Source organism: Psychromonas sp. KJ10-2, assembly GCF_047323255.1.
Lineage (GTDB): Bacteria > Pseudomonadota > Gammaproteobacteria > Enterobacterales > Psychromonadaceae > Psychromonas.
Window position 1 is genome coordinate 3,611,395 of sequence record NZ_CP178827.1, and the last position, 14,971, is coordinate 3,626,365.

The 14,971-nt window shown below is 37.7% G+C and carries 14 protein-coding genes and 1 pseudogene; 4 read left to right on the forward strand and 11 right to left on the reverse strand.

Annotation, left to right across the window (positions count from 1 at the left end; translation table 11 throughout):
• The first annotated feature begins 70 nt into the window (after nt 1-70).
• The 3 genes from ACLKL2_RS17805 (at nt 71) to ACLKL2_RS17815 (ending at nt 3,328) form a co-directional block, all read left to right on the forward strand.
• Entirely contained in the window at nt 71-571 is a 501-nt protein-coding gene (locus ACLKL2_RS17805) for a hypothetical protein (protein WP_413692653.1), read from the forward strand.
• A 929-nt stretch (nt 572-1,500) separates the two neighbouring features.
• Entirely contained in the window at nt 1,501-1,995 is a 495-nt protein-coding gene (locus ACLKL2_RS17810; protein ID WP_413692654.1) for a hypothetical protein, read from the forward strand.
• Between the two features lie 562 nt (nt 1,996-2,557).
• Complete coding sequence (locus tag ACLKL2_RS17815) at nt 2,558-3,328, forward strand: formate/nitrite transporter family protein (RefSeq protein WP_413694360.1); 771 nt, start codon at nt 2,558-2,560, stop codon at nt 3,326-3,328.
• 192 nt (nt 3,329-3,520) lie between these two features.
• Here the strand turns inward: ACLKL2_RS17815 and ACLKL2_RS17820 are convergent, their stop codons facing one another.
• The 8 genes from ACLKL2_RS17820 to ACLKL2_RS17855 form a co-directional block, all read right to left on the reverse strand.
• Nucleotides 3,521-4,030: a hypothetical protein gene (locus tag ACLKL2_RS17820; protein WP_413692655.1), complete on the reverse strand. Its 510-nt coding sequence runs from the start codon at nt 4,028-4,030 to the stop codon at nt 3,521-3,523.
• Nucleotides 4,011-4,484, reverse strand: a complete 474-nt coding sequence (locus tag ACLKL2_RS17825; RefSeq protein WP_413692656.1) for a hypothetical protein — start codon at nt 4,482-4,484, stop codon at nt 4,011-4,013. Before ACLKL2_RS17825 ends, ACLKL2_RS17820 begins: the two co-directional genes overlap by 20 nt.
• The gene (locus ACLKL2_RS17830) at nt 4,454-5,251 is read right to left on the reverse strand and encodes an alpha-amylase family glycosyl hydrolase (protein WP_413692657.1); all 798 of its coding nucleotides are present in this window, start codon (nt 5,249-5,251) and stop codon (nt 4,454-4,456) included. Before ACLKL2_RS17830 ends, ACLKL2_RS17825 begins: the two co-directional genes overlap by 31 nt.
• Before the next feature lie 110 nt (nt 5,252-5,361).
• Nucleotides 5,362-5,625 carry a DUF7218 family protein gene (locus ACLKL2_RS17835; RefSeq protein ID WP_413692658.1) on the reverse strand — a complete coding sequence of 88 codons (264 nt, stop codon included), beginning with the start codon at nt 5,623-5,625 and terminating at the stop codon, nt 5,362-5,364.
• A 91-nt stretch (nt 5,626-5,716) separates the two neighbouring features.
• Entirely contained in the window at nt 5,717-7,780 is a 2,064-nt protein-coding gene (locus ACLKL2_RS17840) for a catalase (RefSeq protein ID WP_413692659.1), read from the reverse strand.
• A 121-nt stretch (nt 7,781-7,901) separates the two neighbouring features.
• The gene (locus ACLKL2_RS17845) at nt 7,902-8,360 is read right to left on the reverse strand and encodes a hypothetical protein (RefSeq protein ID WP_413692660.1); all 459 of its coding nucleotides are present in this window, start codon (nt 8,358-8,360) and stop codon (nt 7,902-7,904) included.
• A gap of 112 nt (nt 8,361-8,472) precedes the next feature.
• Nucleotides 8,473-9,153: an SDR family oxidoreductase gene (locus ACLKL2_RS17850; RefSeq protein WP_413692661.1), complete on the reverse strand. Its 681-nt coding sequence runs from the start codon at nt 9,151-9,153 to the stop codon at nt 8,473-8,475.
• 34 nt (nt 9,154-9,187) lie between these two features.
• Complete coding sequence (locus ACLKL2_RS17855; RefSeq protein ID WP_113819834.1) at nt 9,188-9,742, reverse strand: DJ-1/PfpI/YhbO family deglycase/protease; 555 nt, start codon at nt 9,740-9,742, stop codon at nt 9,188-9,190.
• Nucleotides 9,743-10,391: 649 nt separating this feature from the next.
• On the opposite strand from ACLKL2_RS17855, the pseudogene ACLKL2_RS17860 reads away from it, so the two are divergent.
• Nucleotides 10,392-10,549: pseudogene (locus ACLKL2_RS17860) on the forward strand (YqaE/Pmp3 family membrane protein).
• Between the two features lie 317 nt (nt 10,550-10,866).
• Here ACLKL2_RS17860 and ACLKL2_RS17865 read toward each other — a convergent pair.
• From ACLKL2_RS17865 to mrcB, 3 genes are all read right to left on the reverse strand, one after another.
• Nucleotides 10,867-11,832, reverse strand: coding sequence for a 2-hydroxyacid dehydrogenase (locus ACLKL2_RS17865; protein ID WP_413692662.1), 966 nt, complete (start codon nt 11,830-11,832; stop codon nt 10,867-10,869).
• A 182-nt stretch (nt 11,833-12,014) separates the two neighbouring features.
• Nucleotides 12,015-12,428, reverse strand: a complete 414-nt coding sequence (locus tag ACLKL2_RS17870; RefSeq protein WP_413692663.1) for a tetratricopeptide repeat protein — start codon at nt 12,426-12,428, stop codon at nt 12,015-12,017.
• 12 nt (nt 12,429-12,440) lie between these two features.
• A complete protein-coding gene (mrcB, locus tag ACLKL2_RS17875) occupies nt 12,441-14,711 on the reverse strand; it encodes a penicillin-binding protein 1B (RefSeq protein WP_413692664.1) in 2,271 nt (756 codons plus the stop codon).
• Nucleotides 14,712-14,971: the final 260 nt, after the last annotated feature.

The window sequence follows — 14,971 nt, forward strand, 5'->3', positions numbered from 1 at the left end:
CGGAGCAACTCCCCTTGTAGAAATGATATATGAACTGACATCTATTCAATTAGTTATGCACCCTGGAGGCATGATCAAAAGAAGAGAAATAGATAGTGGGTTTAGGAAAATGGCGCAGAGTCATGATCAAAAAATCGCATTAAGTACTGGGCAGGTATTTTCTCAAGCTTATCATGAAAGACTGAGTGGTAATGAATCGATCATACTGGATTCATATATAACGGCTCAAGCTATTTGGGTTATGGAAAAACATTATGACAAGGGCTTTTTGATGCTGAAGTCGATTCAGCAAGCTCATTATCAATCAGCACTTGATACAAGTAATTCTAACGTATTAGCTGAAATTGCGATTAGGCTGGGGGCTGATAAGCATCACTGGTTTGATTTGATGTCAGCAGAGGGAGTGCACTCTTCTAATGCGATTCAGAAGAGCCATATGTTAATGCAACAATGGAGCCTTCAAGGTTTTCCCTCTTTTATAGTAGAAAAAGAAGGTAAATATACTCGATTACCTCATGCTCAATTTTATAACAACATCACAGGATGGAGAGGGTTATTAGAAAGCTTATAGCTTATTTGGCATGTAGTTATTACGCTGGATAAAGAGAGTGACTCGAGCTTATAAGCACTTAATTCATTAAGCTCGTGCCACTTATGTTTTATAACCTAAACACTAGGCTTATATTGACCTAGTGTTATATTGTCGTTAAAGGAGATTTGATATTGACGAATCTTGAGATTATTAATGTGTAGGAAAGTGCTTATTGAGGGTTAAAATTGGGTTTATGTTTAATCAAATCTACCGCAGTAAATGGGCGGAGGTTAAAAAGGGCACCGCGCTATCAAGTGATGCTGATAGTGTGCTTATTTATGATGTTCACGACTGGGCCGTTAGTAAACAGTACCAATCATAATAAGATCGCGGTCACCTATTCACTTTCTGTAACCATGTTCAATAAAAAGATAATTAGCATTCGTTGATGGCCTGCATGCGCAGAATTTCTGATTTGTCTGAAAATGAGCATTATTCTTTATCTTTACACACTAAAAAGTGTATTCGTTAATACTCGCGATGATGTGGGCAATTATATTTAGATCTGTTTTATATTTTAAAAACATTGGCTGTCCTGCATAAGTTGTTTTTGCCTGACCGGTCTGTTGTGCGCAGTTTATATATTAATTATTTCTTAATTTGTCAGTTATCTAAAGATAGTAAAGGTTACTAAAAAATTAATAACTTACTAGAGCCAGTTTAATTAACATAGAGCGTGTAAAAATTATAATAACTGATGTAAAGCTTACACGTAAACCTATTTTAGCAATGAAGCAATACACAATAATATTGATTTCTAATAATGACCATTAAATAGTAAGTGGCTGATAATTAATGTTATTTTGTTTTTTGAACGCGCAAAGGGTCATGCTGGCACAGTGATTGCTGATACCACTATAGCTAAGGTAATAAATTAGCTAGTTTTTTAACTAACAAGAGGTTTCATTATGAGCAAAGTAATTACTGGATTATTCGAAAACTCATCAAAAGCAAGTGCTGCAATTCATAGATTAGAAGCAATTGGCGTTAAACAAGATGACATAAGTGTAATAGCTAATGACTCATATTCTACAGATGACTTTGCTGTAGACGAAGGTACAAAAGCCGCTGAAGGTGGTATTGTAGGTGCCGCATCTACAGGTATATTAGCAGCAGTTATCGCAGGGTTTACAACTGTTGGTGCCGTTGCAACAGGCGGTACAGGTTTACTCGTTGCAGGTCCATTAGTTGCAGCATTTGCAGCGGGTGGCGCTGGCGCAGCAGTAGGCGGTAGTTTAGGTGCTGTTATCGGTGCATTTATTCCAGAACACGAAGTTAAATATTACGAAGATGCTATCGAGAAAGGTTCTGTACTTATCGGTGTGCAATACAATAGCGATAACAAAGATGAAATTAAAGATATCTTAGAAGGCATGAATGCTGAAAAAGTAGCTACAGCATAAAAGTAGCTATAGCGTAATCGGTACCATTAAATGGCAAATGAGGTTGTGTAATAGGTAATATAGATTGAATAACTATTATAGAAACGTTGATTGACATTTAACTTAAGGGCAAGCATGCTATTGCCCCTTCACAAACCCAATTTACTAAAAATAAACCATTCATTTACCTATAATATCAATACTTATGTCTGTTTTTTGTAAAAGAGTCTTTCTAAAAAAACATCGTAAATAAGGTATTAACTTTAAGTGATATTCAGCTAATACGTGTTCATTAATGCGTAAAAGGGATGCTTAATCTCAACATCTCTGACTGCCAATCTTATTAACTTCTTTACTGTTCTTCTTTAGGCTGTTTTTCTTGTTAATGTAACTTTTATTTATGTTAAATATAAAAGAGTAAAATGATGACAAATAAAACGATACTCAAGAAAAAAACATCACAGATCAACCTGATACTTATCATATCGATAAGATTAAAAAACGTATTGGTAAGCACAATATTGAACAAGGCAAAGAACGAAAAATAGAAGCTGAACACTATAAAGAAGTCATTGTAAAACGCATTGACGGTACCTTCAGGCACGCTGACGATATATTACAACTTGCAATACATGAGGGTAAAAGCCAAATAGAGAGGCCTATTTTAGGTTTACTATTATCCTCGGTTGCTGCGGGCATGATCATCGGGTTTACAGTATTAGCTGTCGCGGTGATGACAAGTATTGTGGGGAGCACGGAAGGTATTAACCGTGTATTTATGGCGTTAGTTTATCCTCTTGGCTTTGTTTTATGCATATTAAGCCGTACGCAGCTCTTTACCGAACACACCGCCACAGCTGTTTATCCTTTACTTGATGGAAGTACTGATATTGCAGGCGCATTAAAACTTTGGGTCATTGTTATTTTAGGTAATCTAGCCGGTGGTTTTACCATTTCAGTCTTATTGAATGCTGCCGAACCTGTTATTCATGCTAAAGAGGGATATTTATTAGTTGCTGAGCATGTTTTACAGTATGACTCAATTAGTTTACTTATTAGTGCTGTATTAGCAGGGTGGTTAATGGCTATTGGTGCTTGGACCATTCTTTCTACACATTCAACTTCCAGTCAAATTCTTTGTATTTATATTGCTACCTTTCTTATCGGTATTGGTGGTCTTCATCATTCTATTGCCGGATCTGTAGAATTATTTATTGGTTATCTAATGTCTCCTGAGATTACATTAATGACGATTACACCGGTTATCTTATTAGCTTTATTAGGGAATGCGATTGGCGGCAGCATTTTTGTTGCCCTATTGAATTATGGGCATATTAGAGGTCTTAATAAATGAGAAAACGACTTCAGATAATGTCTATATCCCATTCTGTATTTAAAACATATTATGAATGTAGCGTAAATCATCGGTTATTTTACAATGTTATCTATTAACTAAAAATAGCGGACACCCATAAACTTTGACGACTCGTTGATGATGAGTAGTACTTTTTTAAATATTTATGACTGTCCAGTTTGTTTTCTTTACCTAATTAGAAAAAATGAACACACTGTATTTAGGTATGTTGATAGATCCATTCTTTACGCTAACCTCATCAGTCACTATGCCATCAGACCACGCAAATAAACAGGTGGCCTCTTCATGTAGTTCACTTAATGCATACTCCTCTATTTCAACATCAGATAGATTCAGGTAAACATTAATTTGTTCATCATCAACACCATTTGAACGGCTGAATCCAATAATCTTATGCGCGTCATCTCGGTGAATAATGTGTGTTTGGTCACCTGTTAACCCTGCTGAATGACCCTCACTATTTTTACGTAATGCAATTAATTGTTGGAAGGCTGCGTAATATTCATTAAATTGCTCTTTTTTGTGCCAATTAAGAGCTTCATTGTCATCAAACCAACCACTTTCTTTCATCTCCTGCCCTTGAAACAGCATTGGGATTCCAGCCGTTGTTAACACTAACGTGGCTGCAATAATCCCTTTTTGACGAGCAAAAAAATCATCGTCAACGTGGCTTGAGGGCAATTTCTTCTACTATTCTAGCCTGTCCGTTAGCAACTTCATCATGTGATTCTGTGTATATAACCCGTGAATAAATATTACCACTGTAACTATGCAGTAGGGCGCCTACTATTTTATCAAGGTCTATATCTTCAGCGGTTGGTTGAGTTAACGCTGCTCGTATTGGGTGTACAAATTCTGCATCCCACTGCGATGTAAAACCACATCCACCTTGTTCTACTGGATCGGTGATGAAATTATGTTTATGTAGATCTTCGGCTATACACACTTTATTAGGAAAGTGTTGTTTGATGGTTGAATTGATATCCTGGATAAGCTCGTAGGCTTCTGGGATATCATCTTGTCCGTTGTCTGCCCCAGAAATACAGCGCATAAAGGGCAACATATCTACTCTCAACCCATCGGCTTTAAACTCTCGCAACCACATCAATGCATTGTCTTTAATGTAGTCGCGCACTTCGATGCGACCATAGTCAGGTCGGGTCTCGCCCCAGGGGTTGAGCTTCGTTGGTCATTGTAAAAGTAAATGCCGCCTTTATCGTTTTCGCTCCAACCATCGAATTGCCATATGTTCAAATCACTTGGTCCTAAATGGTTATAAACAACATCTAAAATGACACCCATGCCTCGCTGATGTGCTGCATCTATAAATTGCTTTAAACCATCGGGACCACCATAAGCTTCTTCAATAGCAAAGGGCGCTGCTGGGTTATAACCCCAGCTAATATCACCGGCGAATTCATTAACTGGCATTATTTCTAATACATTGACGCCTAATTCAACTAAATCATCCAGCTTTTCGATTGCAGAGTTAAAGGTGCCACGTTCGCCTGATAGTTGATTAAAGGTGCCGATATGCATTTCGTAAATGATTCTTTGATGGACAGGAGGTAATTCAAAATTGTCTATTTTCCAATCAAAATCATCATCATATATGATTGAATTGCCTACGCTATTAGTCATTTTTCTAGCGCGAGGATCGTTTTTTTTGTTGTTTTTATTATCGGCAGATTCAATACAAAATTTATACTCATCATTATTAGCGGCTGTTGGAATATCGACCCACCAAATCCCGTTATCTGCTTGTTGCATTGCATTTTGGTCTTCGTCCCAGTCATTAAAGTCACCCACTAAAGAAACGGATTTAGCATTGGGTGCCCATACTGAAAATTGGTAACCTTTATCAATTTTATTCACACCTAAAACACCTTGATATGTTGACATAGTTTTATGCTCCAATGATGTACTCGAAAAGATGAAAGTAGCGAGTTATCTATTATTTAATTTTTTGAAACTATCATTAATATGCCCTCTGAATTACTTGGGGTGATTAACTAATGGGATCTTAACGCTTCAATTAATTCTTTTTTATTCATGTTAGAGCGGCCATTAATAGTTAATGTTTGTGCTCGTTTGTACAATTCTGCTTTAGTCCAGCTTTCATATGGCTGCGCTTTTCCGCCTTTTTTAGATGGATGCATCTCTGGATTTGCTTGCGCATTGGCAATGCGCGCCGATTTTTCTTTACTGTTTCCTTGGTTAATTAAGGCTTCGTAAACACTGTCATTTTTAATTTGTTTACCATGTTGATGAGACATAATTTCCCCTTTAATGGTGAGAAAACGACCGAGTTAACGGCCGTTTATTATTCATTCACAGTACTTGCTTAGTGATAACTGTCTAGTTGACCTATCGTTGCCAGAAATGCAATGAGCGAAGTGTGTTAATAAATGAATCCGCTTCTTTATCTTCTACGTTAATCATGCCGTTATCTTTTACCTCATCTAACCCCACGGCTTTGAGTAAAGCTTGTGCTTCAGGCGTATAACCAATGAATTTTTTGTGGGCATAAGCATCACTAATAAAATCTTTAGCTTCGGGCACTGTTGCAAAATAGTCAGCTCCGTCATTACTCACTAGGACTAATACTGCATCGTATAAGACAGATGGACCACCGGCAATAGCTTGCTGTGCTTTAACGTGATTACCTTTAGAACAAGCTGCGCCGCCTATGTCTGCTGCAACCACTTCGTATCGAGCACCTTCATCAGCTAATGCATCAGTAACTGATTTAAATAATGCACCGTCAAAACCTTCTGATATTAATATACCCAATTTTCTACCTTTGAAAGTATTTTTTGAATTTTTTAATATACTCAAAGCATCTGATACAGGTAAATCGGTACGTGTTGCTTTTGCTGCTTCAGCGGCTTCTGGCATGGTTTCTAAACCTAAACCTGTAGCGACGTTTTCAGCTAACTTTTTATCGATATTGATGAGGTGTGATACTAAACGTTCTCGGATAGCTAATTTTTCGACTTTTGATAATTCAAACACAAGTGCAGATTGAATGTGTTTCTGCTCTACGCCTGTTTGGCTGAGATAGAACTGGCGAGCTTGGCTATAATGATCTGAAAACGTTTCAGAACGATAGCGTGTTTTATCTCCGGTCATTTGCTCTGTACTACTTTTAAAACCTTGTTCAGGACAAGCGCGAGGATTATTTTCATCTGCATCCCAAGAGTTAGGTTCATAATTAACACGACCCTTTGGATTTTTCATTGCCATGTGCCCATCTTGTTGAAAATGATGCATTGGACATTTTGGTGCATTAATCGGAATGTCAGTGAAGTTGGGGCCACCAAGTCGTTTAGTTTGAGTATCTAAATAAGAGAAATTACGGCCTTGTAATAAAGGATCTGGAGTGAAATCAATGCCTGGCACTATGTTTTGGGTACAGAATGCGACTTGTTCAGTTTCAGCAAAAAAGTTGTCGACTAAGCGATCAAGAACCATACGGCCAACAATTTTAATCGGTACTTGCTCTTCAGGAATTAGCTTAGTTGGGTCAAAAACATCAAACTCAAAATCGTCAGCAAATTGCTGGTCAAACACTTGCAGGCCTAACTCCCATTCAGGATAATCACCCGCTAAAATCGACTCCCAAATATCTCTGCGATGAAAATCAGGATCTGCACCGTTTATTTTGAGTGCTTCATTCCAAACCACTGATTGCATACCGAGTTTAGGTTTCCAATGAAACTTAACAAATTTTTCTTCACCCTTAGCATTAATCAATTTAAAGGTGTGCACACCAAAACCTTCCATAAAACGCAATGAACGGGGGATCGCACGGTCGGACATTGTCCACATCACCATATTCATTGCTTCAGGTGTTAGGCTGGCAAAGTCCCAGAAATTATCATGTGCTGTTTGTGCTTGCGGAAAGCCTCTGTCAGGCTCTTCTTTTGCTGCATGTATTAAATCAGGAAATTTCATGGCATCTTGAATGAAGAAGACAGGAATATTATTACCTACAAGATCCCAATTGCCTTTTTTAGTGTAAAACTTAACAGCAAAACCTCGCACATCACGAGCCAAATCGCCTGAGCCTTTGTTACCTGCTACCGTTGAGATTCGTGTAAATAAGGGTGTTTTTTCACCTGCTCGCTGAAAGATATCTGCACAAGTTATATCAGATAATGATTCGTAGGTTTCAAAGTAACCATGCGCACCATATCCTCTGGCATGTACCACTCGCTCTGGAATTCTTTCATGATCGAAATGAAACAGTTTTTCCCTTAATACTTGATCTTCCATCAAGGTGGGGCCATTTGCTCCGGCTTTTAAAGAGTTTTGATCATCACTGATTGGACAGCCTTGGCTGGTGGTCATGGTGGGGTAATCATCACTTGATTGGTGAAGTTCTCCGCCTTTGCCTTTACCGCCTGAGTATTTAAATGATTCTGTCATATCTAGTCCTTAATCTTTTGCTAAAAATTAATGTGTAGAGGCTAACAATTGAACACTTACCTCATTGATTAATAGTAATAAAAATGCCAAATACTGATCTTTTTTTGCCAGTAAGTATTTATTAAATATCATTCATTTCATTGATATCGATGGAGAGTTGTTTCTTTTTTTGTTCAGTGTGTTGATGAAGGTTATCAAACACTTTTTCTACTTCTTGGGATTCATTTGATTTAGCAATACCTTGGTAAATATCTGATAAATATTGGTTAAATCGTCCAGCTAATGCTTCAACCTGTTCGCTTGTGACTTGTGCGTGGTTAAAATCAGTTGAAAATAAAGAATCAATATTTTGCTCAGGATCAAATTGAATAAATGCTTCTTGAGTTTTATCCGATGCTTTATCAAGGTAGGCACTGACAAAATCGAGTAATTCAAGTTCGTGTTTTATCAGAATATCCAATAATAATTTGGTTCGTTGGCTTTCAGCTTTCATTGATAACGAACGATAAAATTCTGCAATACGTAAGTGCAATTTTTGATTTTGTTTTAAGAAGTCGTGCACATTATTAAAGTTATTCATTAAGTGGCTTCCTTTAAATTTTTACTTACTTTTTAATGTTGATTGATAGGCCTGTTGAGAGAGTTAAATAGGCCTAGCTATGCAAATAAGTCATGTAAATCAGTAATGTAGATTAGTTTGTCGGCATAAGTGTTATTTCTCTAACATCACAACGTGGGGTGGCTGAAATGGCATAAACAACTGCTTCTGCAACATCTGTTGGATCTAATTTGTCGGGCTTAGCTTCATCAAAGAAAGGGGTGTTGACCATGCCTGGACAGATGGTGGTGCAACGACCTTTCCATTCTGCCATCTCAATAGCTAAGTTTTGCGCAAAACCATAAGCAAACCATTTTGAAGCACCGTACACTGAACCTTTAAGTGAAATTTTTCCTGCTATGGAGCTAGTGACGATGAAGTGTCCTTGCGTTTTTTTTAGTGCAGGAAGACTTGCTTTAGCGGTATACAGTAAAGCGTTTATATTGACATCTAGCATGGTTTTCCAATCATCTGGATCGCCATGTTCAATACCAGGTGTACTGGCACCCATGCCAGCATTGGCAAATACAACGTCTACTCTGCCAAACTTCTGGTTAGCTTTTTTGATGACGTTACTTATTGCATCCAAGTTTGTGACATCTGCGGTGACAGCTAATACTTTATCTTCACCCCAACGTTGTACTATTTTGTTAAGTTTTTCTGTGCTTCTTGCGGTGACTACTGCTTTGTGTCCAGCTTCGAGCACTTTATCTACCGTCGCTGCGCCTATGCCACTTGAAGCGCCTGTTACGACTATTATTTTTTGATTATTCATGTTTGATCCTCTATTTATCTTTCACGTAAGCAATTTAATGTGTCAATTGGTATGCAATCGCGTCGACAAAAGCAGGAATGTCATCGGGGTTACGGCTAGTGATTAATTTTCCATCTACGACTACTTTTTTATTTTCCCAGAGTGCCCCCGCATTTTTTAAGTCTGTTCTGATACTTGGAAAAGAGGTGACCTTTCTGTTGTTTACAATGTCAGCTTCTGCTAATAACCAAGGACCATGGCAAATAGCAGCGATAACTTTTATGTTGTCTTCTTTTGTTGCTTTTTGAGTCAACGACACGACCTGTTGATTGGCGCGTAATATGTCTGGATTGATTTGACCACCAGGGAAAGTAATACCGTCATAATCTGAAAGGGTTATATCGCCAACTTGTTTATCGACGTTAATTTTATCGCCCCATTTATTGACATCCCATCCACAAATTTCTTGATTGTTATCGATTGATACAACATCTACTTCTGCACCCAGTGCCGCTAAACTTTGTTTGGGTTGAAGTAATTCGCTTTGCTCAAAACCATCGGTTGCAATCATTGCTATTTTTTTATTTTTAAGTGAATTGTTGTTATTCATTCTGCCTCCCATTCAAAGAGATTAATGAGTAATCGCTAGTGCTTGATGTGTGTAGCGTCTATTCTGGTTGTTTAGTTACTTTTGACATTGCAATAGCAATACCATGTTGTAGAAAAATGGTATATATCAATTAAAACAGTTGTTTGGAGTGTTTATAGGCGTTGCAGAGTAATGAATACATTGAAATGAATGATGTAATATTTTTATTTATAAATGTAATATTTTCATGGTGTGGTCACTTTTACCAATATTGAAATATTTGTATTTCAGTAAATAAATACCCTTATTATTTTTTAAATAGTGCGATAAATACGCATAAGAGTATTAATTTTTTAAGGGGGAATGTTAGCTTTGAATCATATTGATATAGAGTTAAAAGCCTTATAAACACTTGCTCTAGATTCATCTCTATAGATGAAAGTTGTCTGTTTCAATCTGTTAACTAAACCTATTTCCTGATGCAATAATTTGTATCTCCCTCCATAAAAAAACACTGCCTATTTTTGAACTGTAAACCCATGGCATGTTATTTGCTCTAATGTTTACTGTTACACGAATATGTTAAACGTGGAAAGTGGGTACTAGACTAGGTTGTTGAAATCATCGCTTAGCCCTTTCCAAAGACTCATTTACATTTAAGGATTAACCAATGGATATCATTAGAATCATTTTTGCTGTTTTATTGCCACCACTAGGTGTTTTTTTACAAGTCGGATTCTCATGGACATTAGTCTTGAATATCATTTTGACGCTTTTCGGTTATATCCTGGGATTATCCATGCGATTTGGGTTATCGCAAGAAAGTAACAAAATAGATTCGGTTTAATACTTACCGGTTGGGATGGTCAGTAGGTGGACACCGAAACTTAGCTCGTTCCCATGCTGTGCATGGGAATGCATATGTACTTAGATAAGTTGGTGTTAAGAGTTTGGTTCAACTGCGCTTAGGCAGAGAGGGTGAAGAGGCAAAGGGTTGAGAGAGTAGGTTGAGAGAGGACACCCATAAACTTTATTGTTTACTTAACTCCCTCAAAACAATATTTCCTTACCAATAACTTATCGTAGAAAGTACCGAAAATAGTTAGTTTCGTTATTTAAAATAGTGGTGTGGCCTACTTTTTTATTCAACTAATAACACAATTTTTTGTTAAATCTCCAATGTAAGCTGCTTTGAGGTTTTCTATTGCACATGTAATCATTGCAACTCTTGTTTCTGAGGTTGCAGAGCCAATATGGGGGAAGAGTGTTACATTTTTTAACTCCATTAAAGGAGAGCTTTGTGGAAGTGGCTCGACTTGGTAAACATCCAAACCAGCGCCTCTTATTGTTTGATTTTTTAATGCGATGGCGAGTGCATCTTGGTCAACTACATTTCCTCGTCCACCATTAATGAAAATGGCTGAACTTTTCATTAATTCAAGCTCTCTTTGGCCAATGAGTAGGTCTGTTTGTTGATTAGCGGGTAATATTGAGCAAACAAAATCTGAATCAACTAATAATTCGTCAAGCTCCATTTTTTGTGCGTTGAAGTTTTTTTCTGCTTTTGAGTTTACACTGCGGTTATAGTAATTTATTGGCATGTCAAACCCCAAATTCGCTCGTTTAGCAACGGCATAACCTATGCGCCCCATACCTAATATGCCGAGTTTTTTACCATGAATATCGACACCAAAATAATCATCTTTTAAGTTATTAGACCATTTGCCGGATGTCACGAAGTTATTTAATTCAGTGGTTCGTCTTGCTGAGCACATGATTAAAGTAAAAATAGTGTCAGCAGTAGTATCAGTTAAGACATCGGGAGTGTGCATTAATGCAATGTTGCGTGATTTCAGGTACTCAAGATCAAAGTGATCATAGCCAACTGAGATGGTTGATATTACTTTTAAATTCAGAGCGTGCTGTAAAATTTCTTGAGGTAATTTAACGCCAGAGCCAATTAAGCCAATGGCATCTTTAATTTCATGGATAAATTCTTGTAAATTACTTTCATCAATTTTATCAAAACAGATAAGGTTAAACATTTGGCTTAATAATAATTGTTGTTGTTCAGGGATCTTTTTATATAACACAACTTTATCTTTCATCATTTTTCCTTTTAAACCGTTTTGATAGTCCAGGCTACATTTAACAATGATATTACCCTAATACGAGCTCACTTTATTGCCGCAATGATGACAATGTCGATGACACCCATAAATTTTATTGGCTGATTCACTCTCCAAAAACAAGACTTACTTAGAAATAACTTACTGTTAACAAGGTTATATCTCTATTTAGTCTCAAGGTTTTTCAATAATAATTCTGCTTTCTCTGTGATTGTATCATTCGGATTAAAGCTGAGTGCTTTTTCAGCGAATGACTCTGCTTGAGCATTTCTGCCTTGGCGGTAGTTTAATTCAGCTAATTGTAAATAGATTTCAGGGTTACGTGGAGAGATTCTGATTGCTCGCTCTAAGGTTCGTGTTGCTCCCTGTAAGTTCCCTTGACTTTCTTGTTGCTCTGCAAGGTTTAATAATGAGTTTAATGCGGAGCGTCGCTTAACGTTATTATCATTACTGTCTGTGGTCGTGCTGCTTGAGTTGGGTGTTATCGGGTCTGTTACCGGTGCGGTGACAGTCGGTTTGGTGCTACAGGCCCATAAAAAACTAGATAAACAAACAATAGCAATTTTGTGATGCTTCATTATTTTCTCCCTTTAATCGGTTAAATTACGGAACCAGTCGATGACTTTATCCGTTGCTCCGCAACGTTTCTCTTGTGTTGGTTCACTGCCACTTATAAATGGTAATTGAATTGCGTTATTACAATTATCTTCACTGCCAACACCTGTTTCGCTATCAACCCAACTTAGGGTGATATTTTTGGGTGGCGTATTTTGTAGAGCTTGATAAGCGCGTGCTTTGAAAATATCTGCCCAAACACGTAGCGCACCACTTGAGCCTGTTAACCCTGTTGATTTGTTATCATCACGGCCAAGCCAGACGACTGCTTGCATATCTTCTGAAAACCCTGCAAACCAGCTGTCTCGTAAATCATTTGTTGTGCCTGTTTTTCCTGCAACAGCAAAGTCTGGTAATAACCACTCTAACGCTTTAGCTGAGCCTTCGTGCGTAACAGCCTGTAATGCGTGGCGTAAGGTATAAATAGAACTGGAATTGAATCGTTTTTCAATATCAATAGGGTAGCTAGTGAGTAATTCTCCGTGTGCATCCACAACTGAGCTGATTGCTAATAACGGTGTGTAAAATCCACCGGATGAGATGGTTTGATACATTTTAGCCACATCAAGCGGGCTTAATTCTGCGGCTCCTAATGTAATAGCGGGGACAGCGGGAATATCATTATCAACGCCGAGTTGTTTGATGGTTGATAATATATTATCTAAGCCTAAGTCATTACCTAAACGAGCGGTTGCTTGGTTGTATGAATGTGCTAATGCTTTATATAAAAGCACATCACCATGATCTTTTAAGTCATAATTTTTAGGTGTCCAACTGGTGCCGTTAGGTAATTTCTGTTCGTAGGCATCATCACTGATGAGGGTAGCTAAAGTATATTCTTCACTTTTTTGTAATGCGGTTAAATATACTGCGGGTTTCATTAATGAGCCGATTTGTCGACGCGCATCTATGGCGCGGTTAAACCCTGCATATTGAGTGTCGGTGCCGCCTACGATTGAAGTAACTGCACCTGTATTTGGTTGTGTAACAATCACGGCTCCCTGTAACTTATGCTCTGGATCTGACTGTTTTTGTTTCTCCATTGCTTTAACTAAGCTAGCTTCAGCGGTTTCTTGAATTAGCGGGTTAAAGTGGGTGAAAATAGACAAACCATTTGAGCTTAAATCTTCTGCTTTATAATCATTCTGTAATTGTCTACGCACTAGGTCTAAATAAGCTGGGTAACGTTTATGGCCACTGGCACTTCGTTCACCAACTTCTAGTGGCGCTTGTTTAGCTAATTCAGCTGCATCTTGATCGAGGCGATCCTCTCTTACGGCAATATCTAACACCAAATTACGGCGTTTTAATGCGCGTTCAGGGTTGCGCCATGGGTTGTAAAAACTTGCGCCACGTACTAATGCCACTAACAGGGCTTGTTGTGAAAGAGATAAATCCGTTAGATCTTTTTTGAAGTAATACTGACTGGCTAAACCAAAGCCATGAATGGCACGCGGACCATCTTGACCAAGGTATATTTCATTCATGTATCCTTCTAAAATATCGGCTTTGCTAGCATGAAACTCCAATAATATCGCCATCAGCGCTTCTTGTGCTTTACGAATTAATGTGCGCTCTGGTGTTAGGTAATAGTTTTTAATCAATTGTTGCGTTAGTGTTGATGCACCTTGTGAGAATCCACCATTTTTAATATTGGTCACCATTGCTCGTGCAATACCACGCGGTGAAATCCCGTGATGGTCATAAAAGTCTTTATCTTCAACTGCCACTAACATTCCTTGTAAAGAATCAGGAACATCTGCCAGTTGTACTAAGATTCTATCTTCATTGTGTGAAGGGTAGATGCCACCGATCACCAAGGGCTGTAAACGTACTAACGCTTTATTTTCTTCGCTTTCTAGTTTTGATACAAAGCCATTATTTAAGGTGATGTTGATTTTTTGTGCTGGCGCTAACTCATCACTAAACTGAAATTTAGGGATAAATATTGTGACCTTGTTGCCATTGAACAATGCCTGACCTGGTTTCTTAACGTCTTGAACAAAACGATAACCAAGCATGGTCATCTCTTCACGAAGGTCTGTCAACTTGAGTGGTAAGCCTTCATATATCTCTAGAGGTCGAGCATAAACGGTAGATGCAACTGACCACTGTTTATCTTTAAACGTTGAATTAACGAGGGAGTCTAAATAGAGGAGGATGCTGCTGGCGATGATGACTAATATTATTAATATAGCCCATTTTTCATTCAATTTTTGACGAGTTTTCGCGTGTTTATCAACCAATGTAAGACCTTATGAGAACGAGAAATAAAAAGTAGTCGCATGGTCACTACAGAGAAAGTGAATTGCGATTTTTCATTGAAGTAAAGGTCTAGGACAGCTAGCTAGATAAGAAAGTTCACGAGCATTTTAAATCTTGTAAATCTTGACCATATATGTCCTTAACTATCTTGCCTTAATATTAAACATGCCTGCATTTACTACTAACCATCTAATCAGCTTTAATTTTTTTATTTTTGAATATAAAGGGAGTGCTTCGTTAA

Excerpts from the sequence above, each read along its gene's own strand:
- ACLKL2_RS17805 (WP_413692653.1), top strand. The coding sequence starts at position 71 with ATGATCAAAAGAAGAGAAATAGATAGTGGGTTTAGGAAAATGGCGCAG.
- ACLKL2_RS17810 (WP_413692654.1), top strand. The coding sequence starts at position 1,501 with ATGAGCAAAGTAATTACTGGATTATTCGAAAACTCATCAAAAGCAAGT.
- ACLKL2_RS17830 (WP_413692657.1), bottom strand. The coding sequence starts at position 5,251 with ATGTCAACATATCAAGGTGTTTTAGGTGTGAATAAAATTGATAAAGGT.
- ACLKL2_RS17835 (WP_413692658.1), bottom strand. The coding sequence starts at position 5,625 with ATGTCTCATCAACATGGTAAACAAATTAAAAATGACAGTGTTTACGAA.
- ACLKL2_RS17840 (WP_413692659.1), bottom strand. The coding sequence starts at position 7,780 with ATGACAGAATCATTTAAATACTCAGGCGGTAAAGGCAAAGGCGGAGAA.
- ACLKL2_RS17845 (WP_413692660.1), bottom strand. The coding sequence starts at position 8,360 with ATGAATAACTTTAATAATGTGCACGACTTCTTAAAACAAAATCAAAAA.
- ACLKL2_RS17850 (WP_413692661.1), bottom strand. The coding sequence starts at position 9,153 with ATGAATAATCAAAAAATAATAGTCGTAACAGGCGCTTCAAGTGGCATA.
- ACLKL2_RS17855 (WP_113819834.1), bottom strand. The coding sequence starts at position 9,742 with ATGAATAACAACAATTCACTTAAAAATAAAAAAATAGCAATGATTGCA.
- ACLKL2_RS17865 (WP_413692662.1), bottom strand. The coding sequence starts at position 11,832 with ATGATGAAAGATAAAGTTGTGTTATATAAAAAGATCCCTGAACAACAA.
- ACLKL2_RS17870 (WP_413692663.1), bottom strand. The coding sequence starts at position 12,428 with ATGAAGCATCACAAAATTGCTATTGTTTGTTTATCTAGTTTTTTATGG.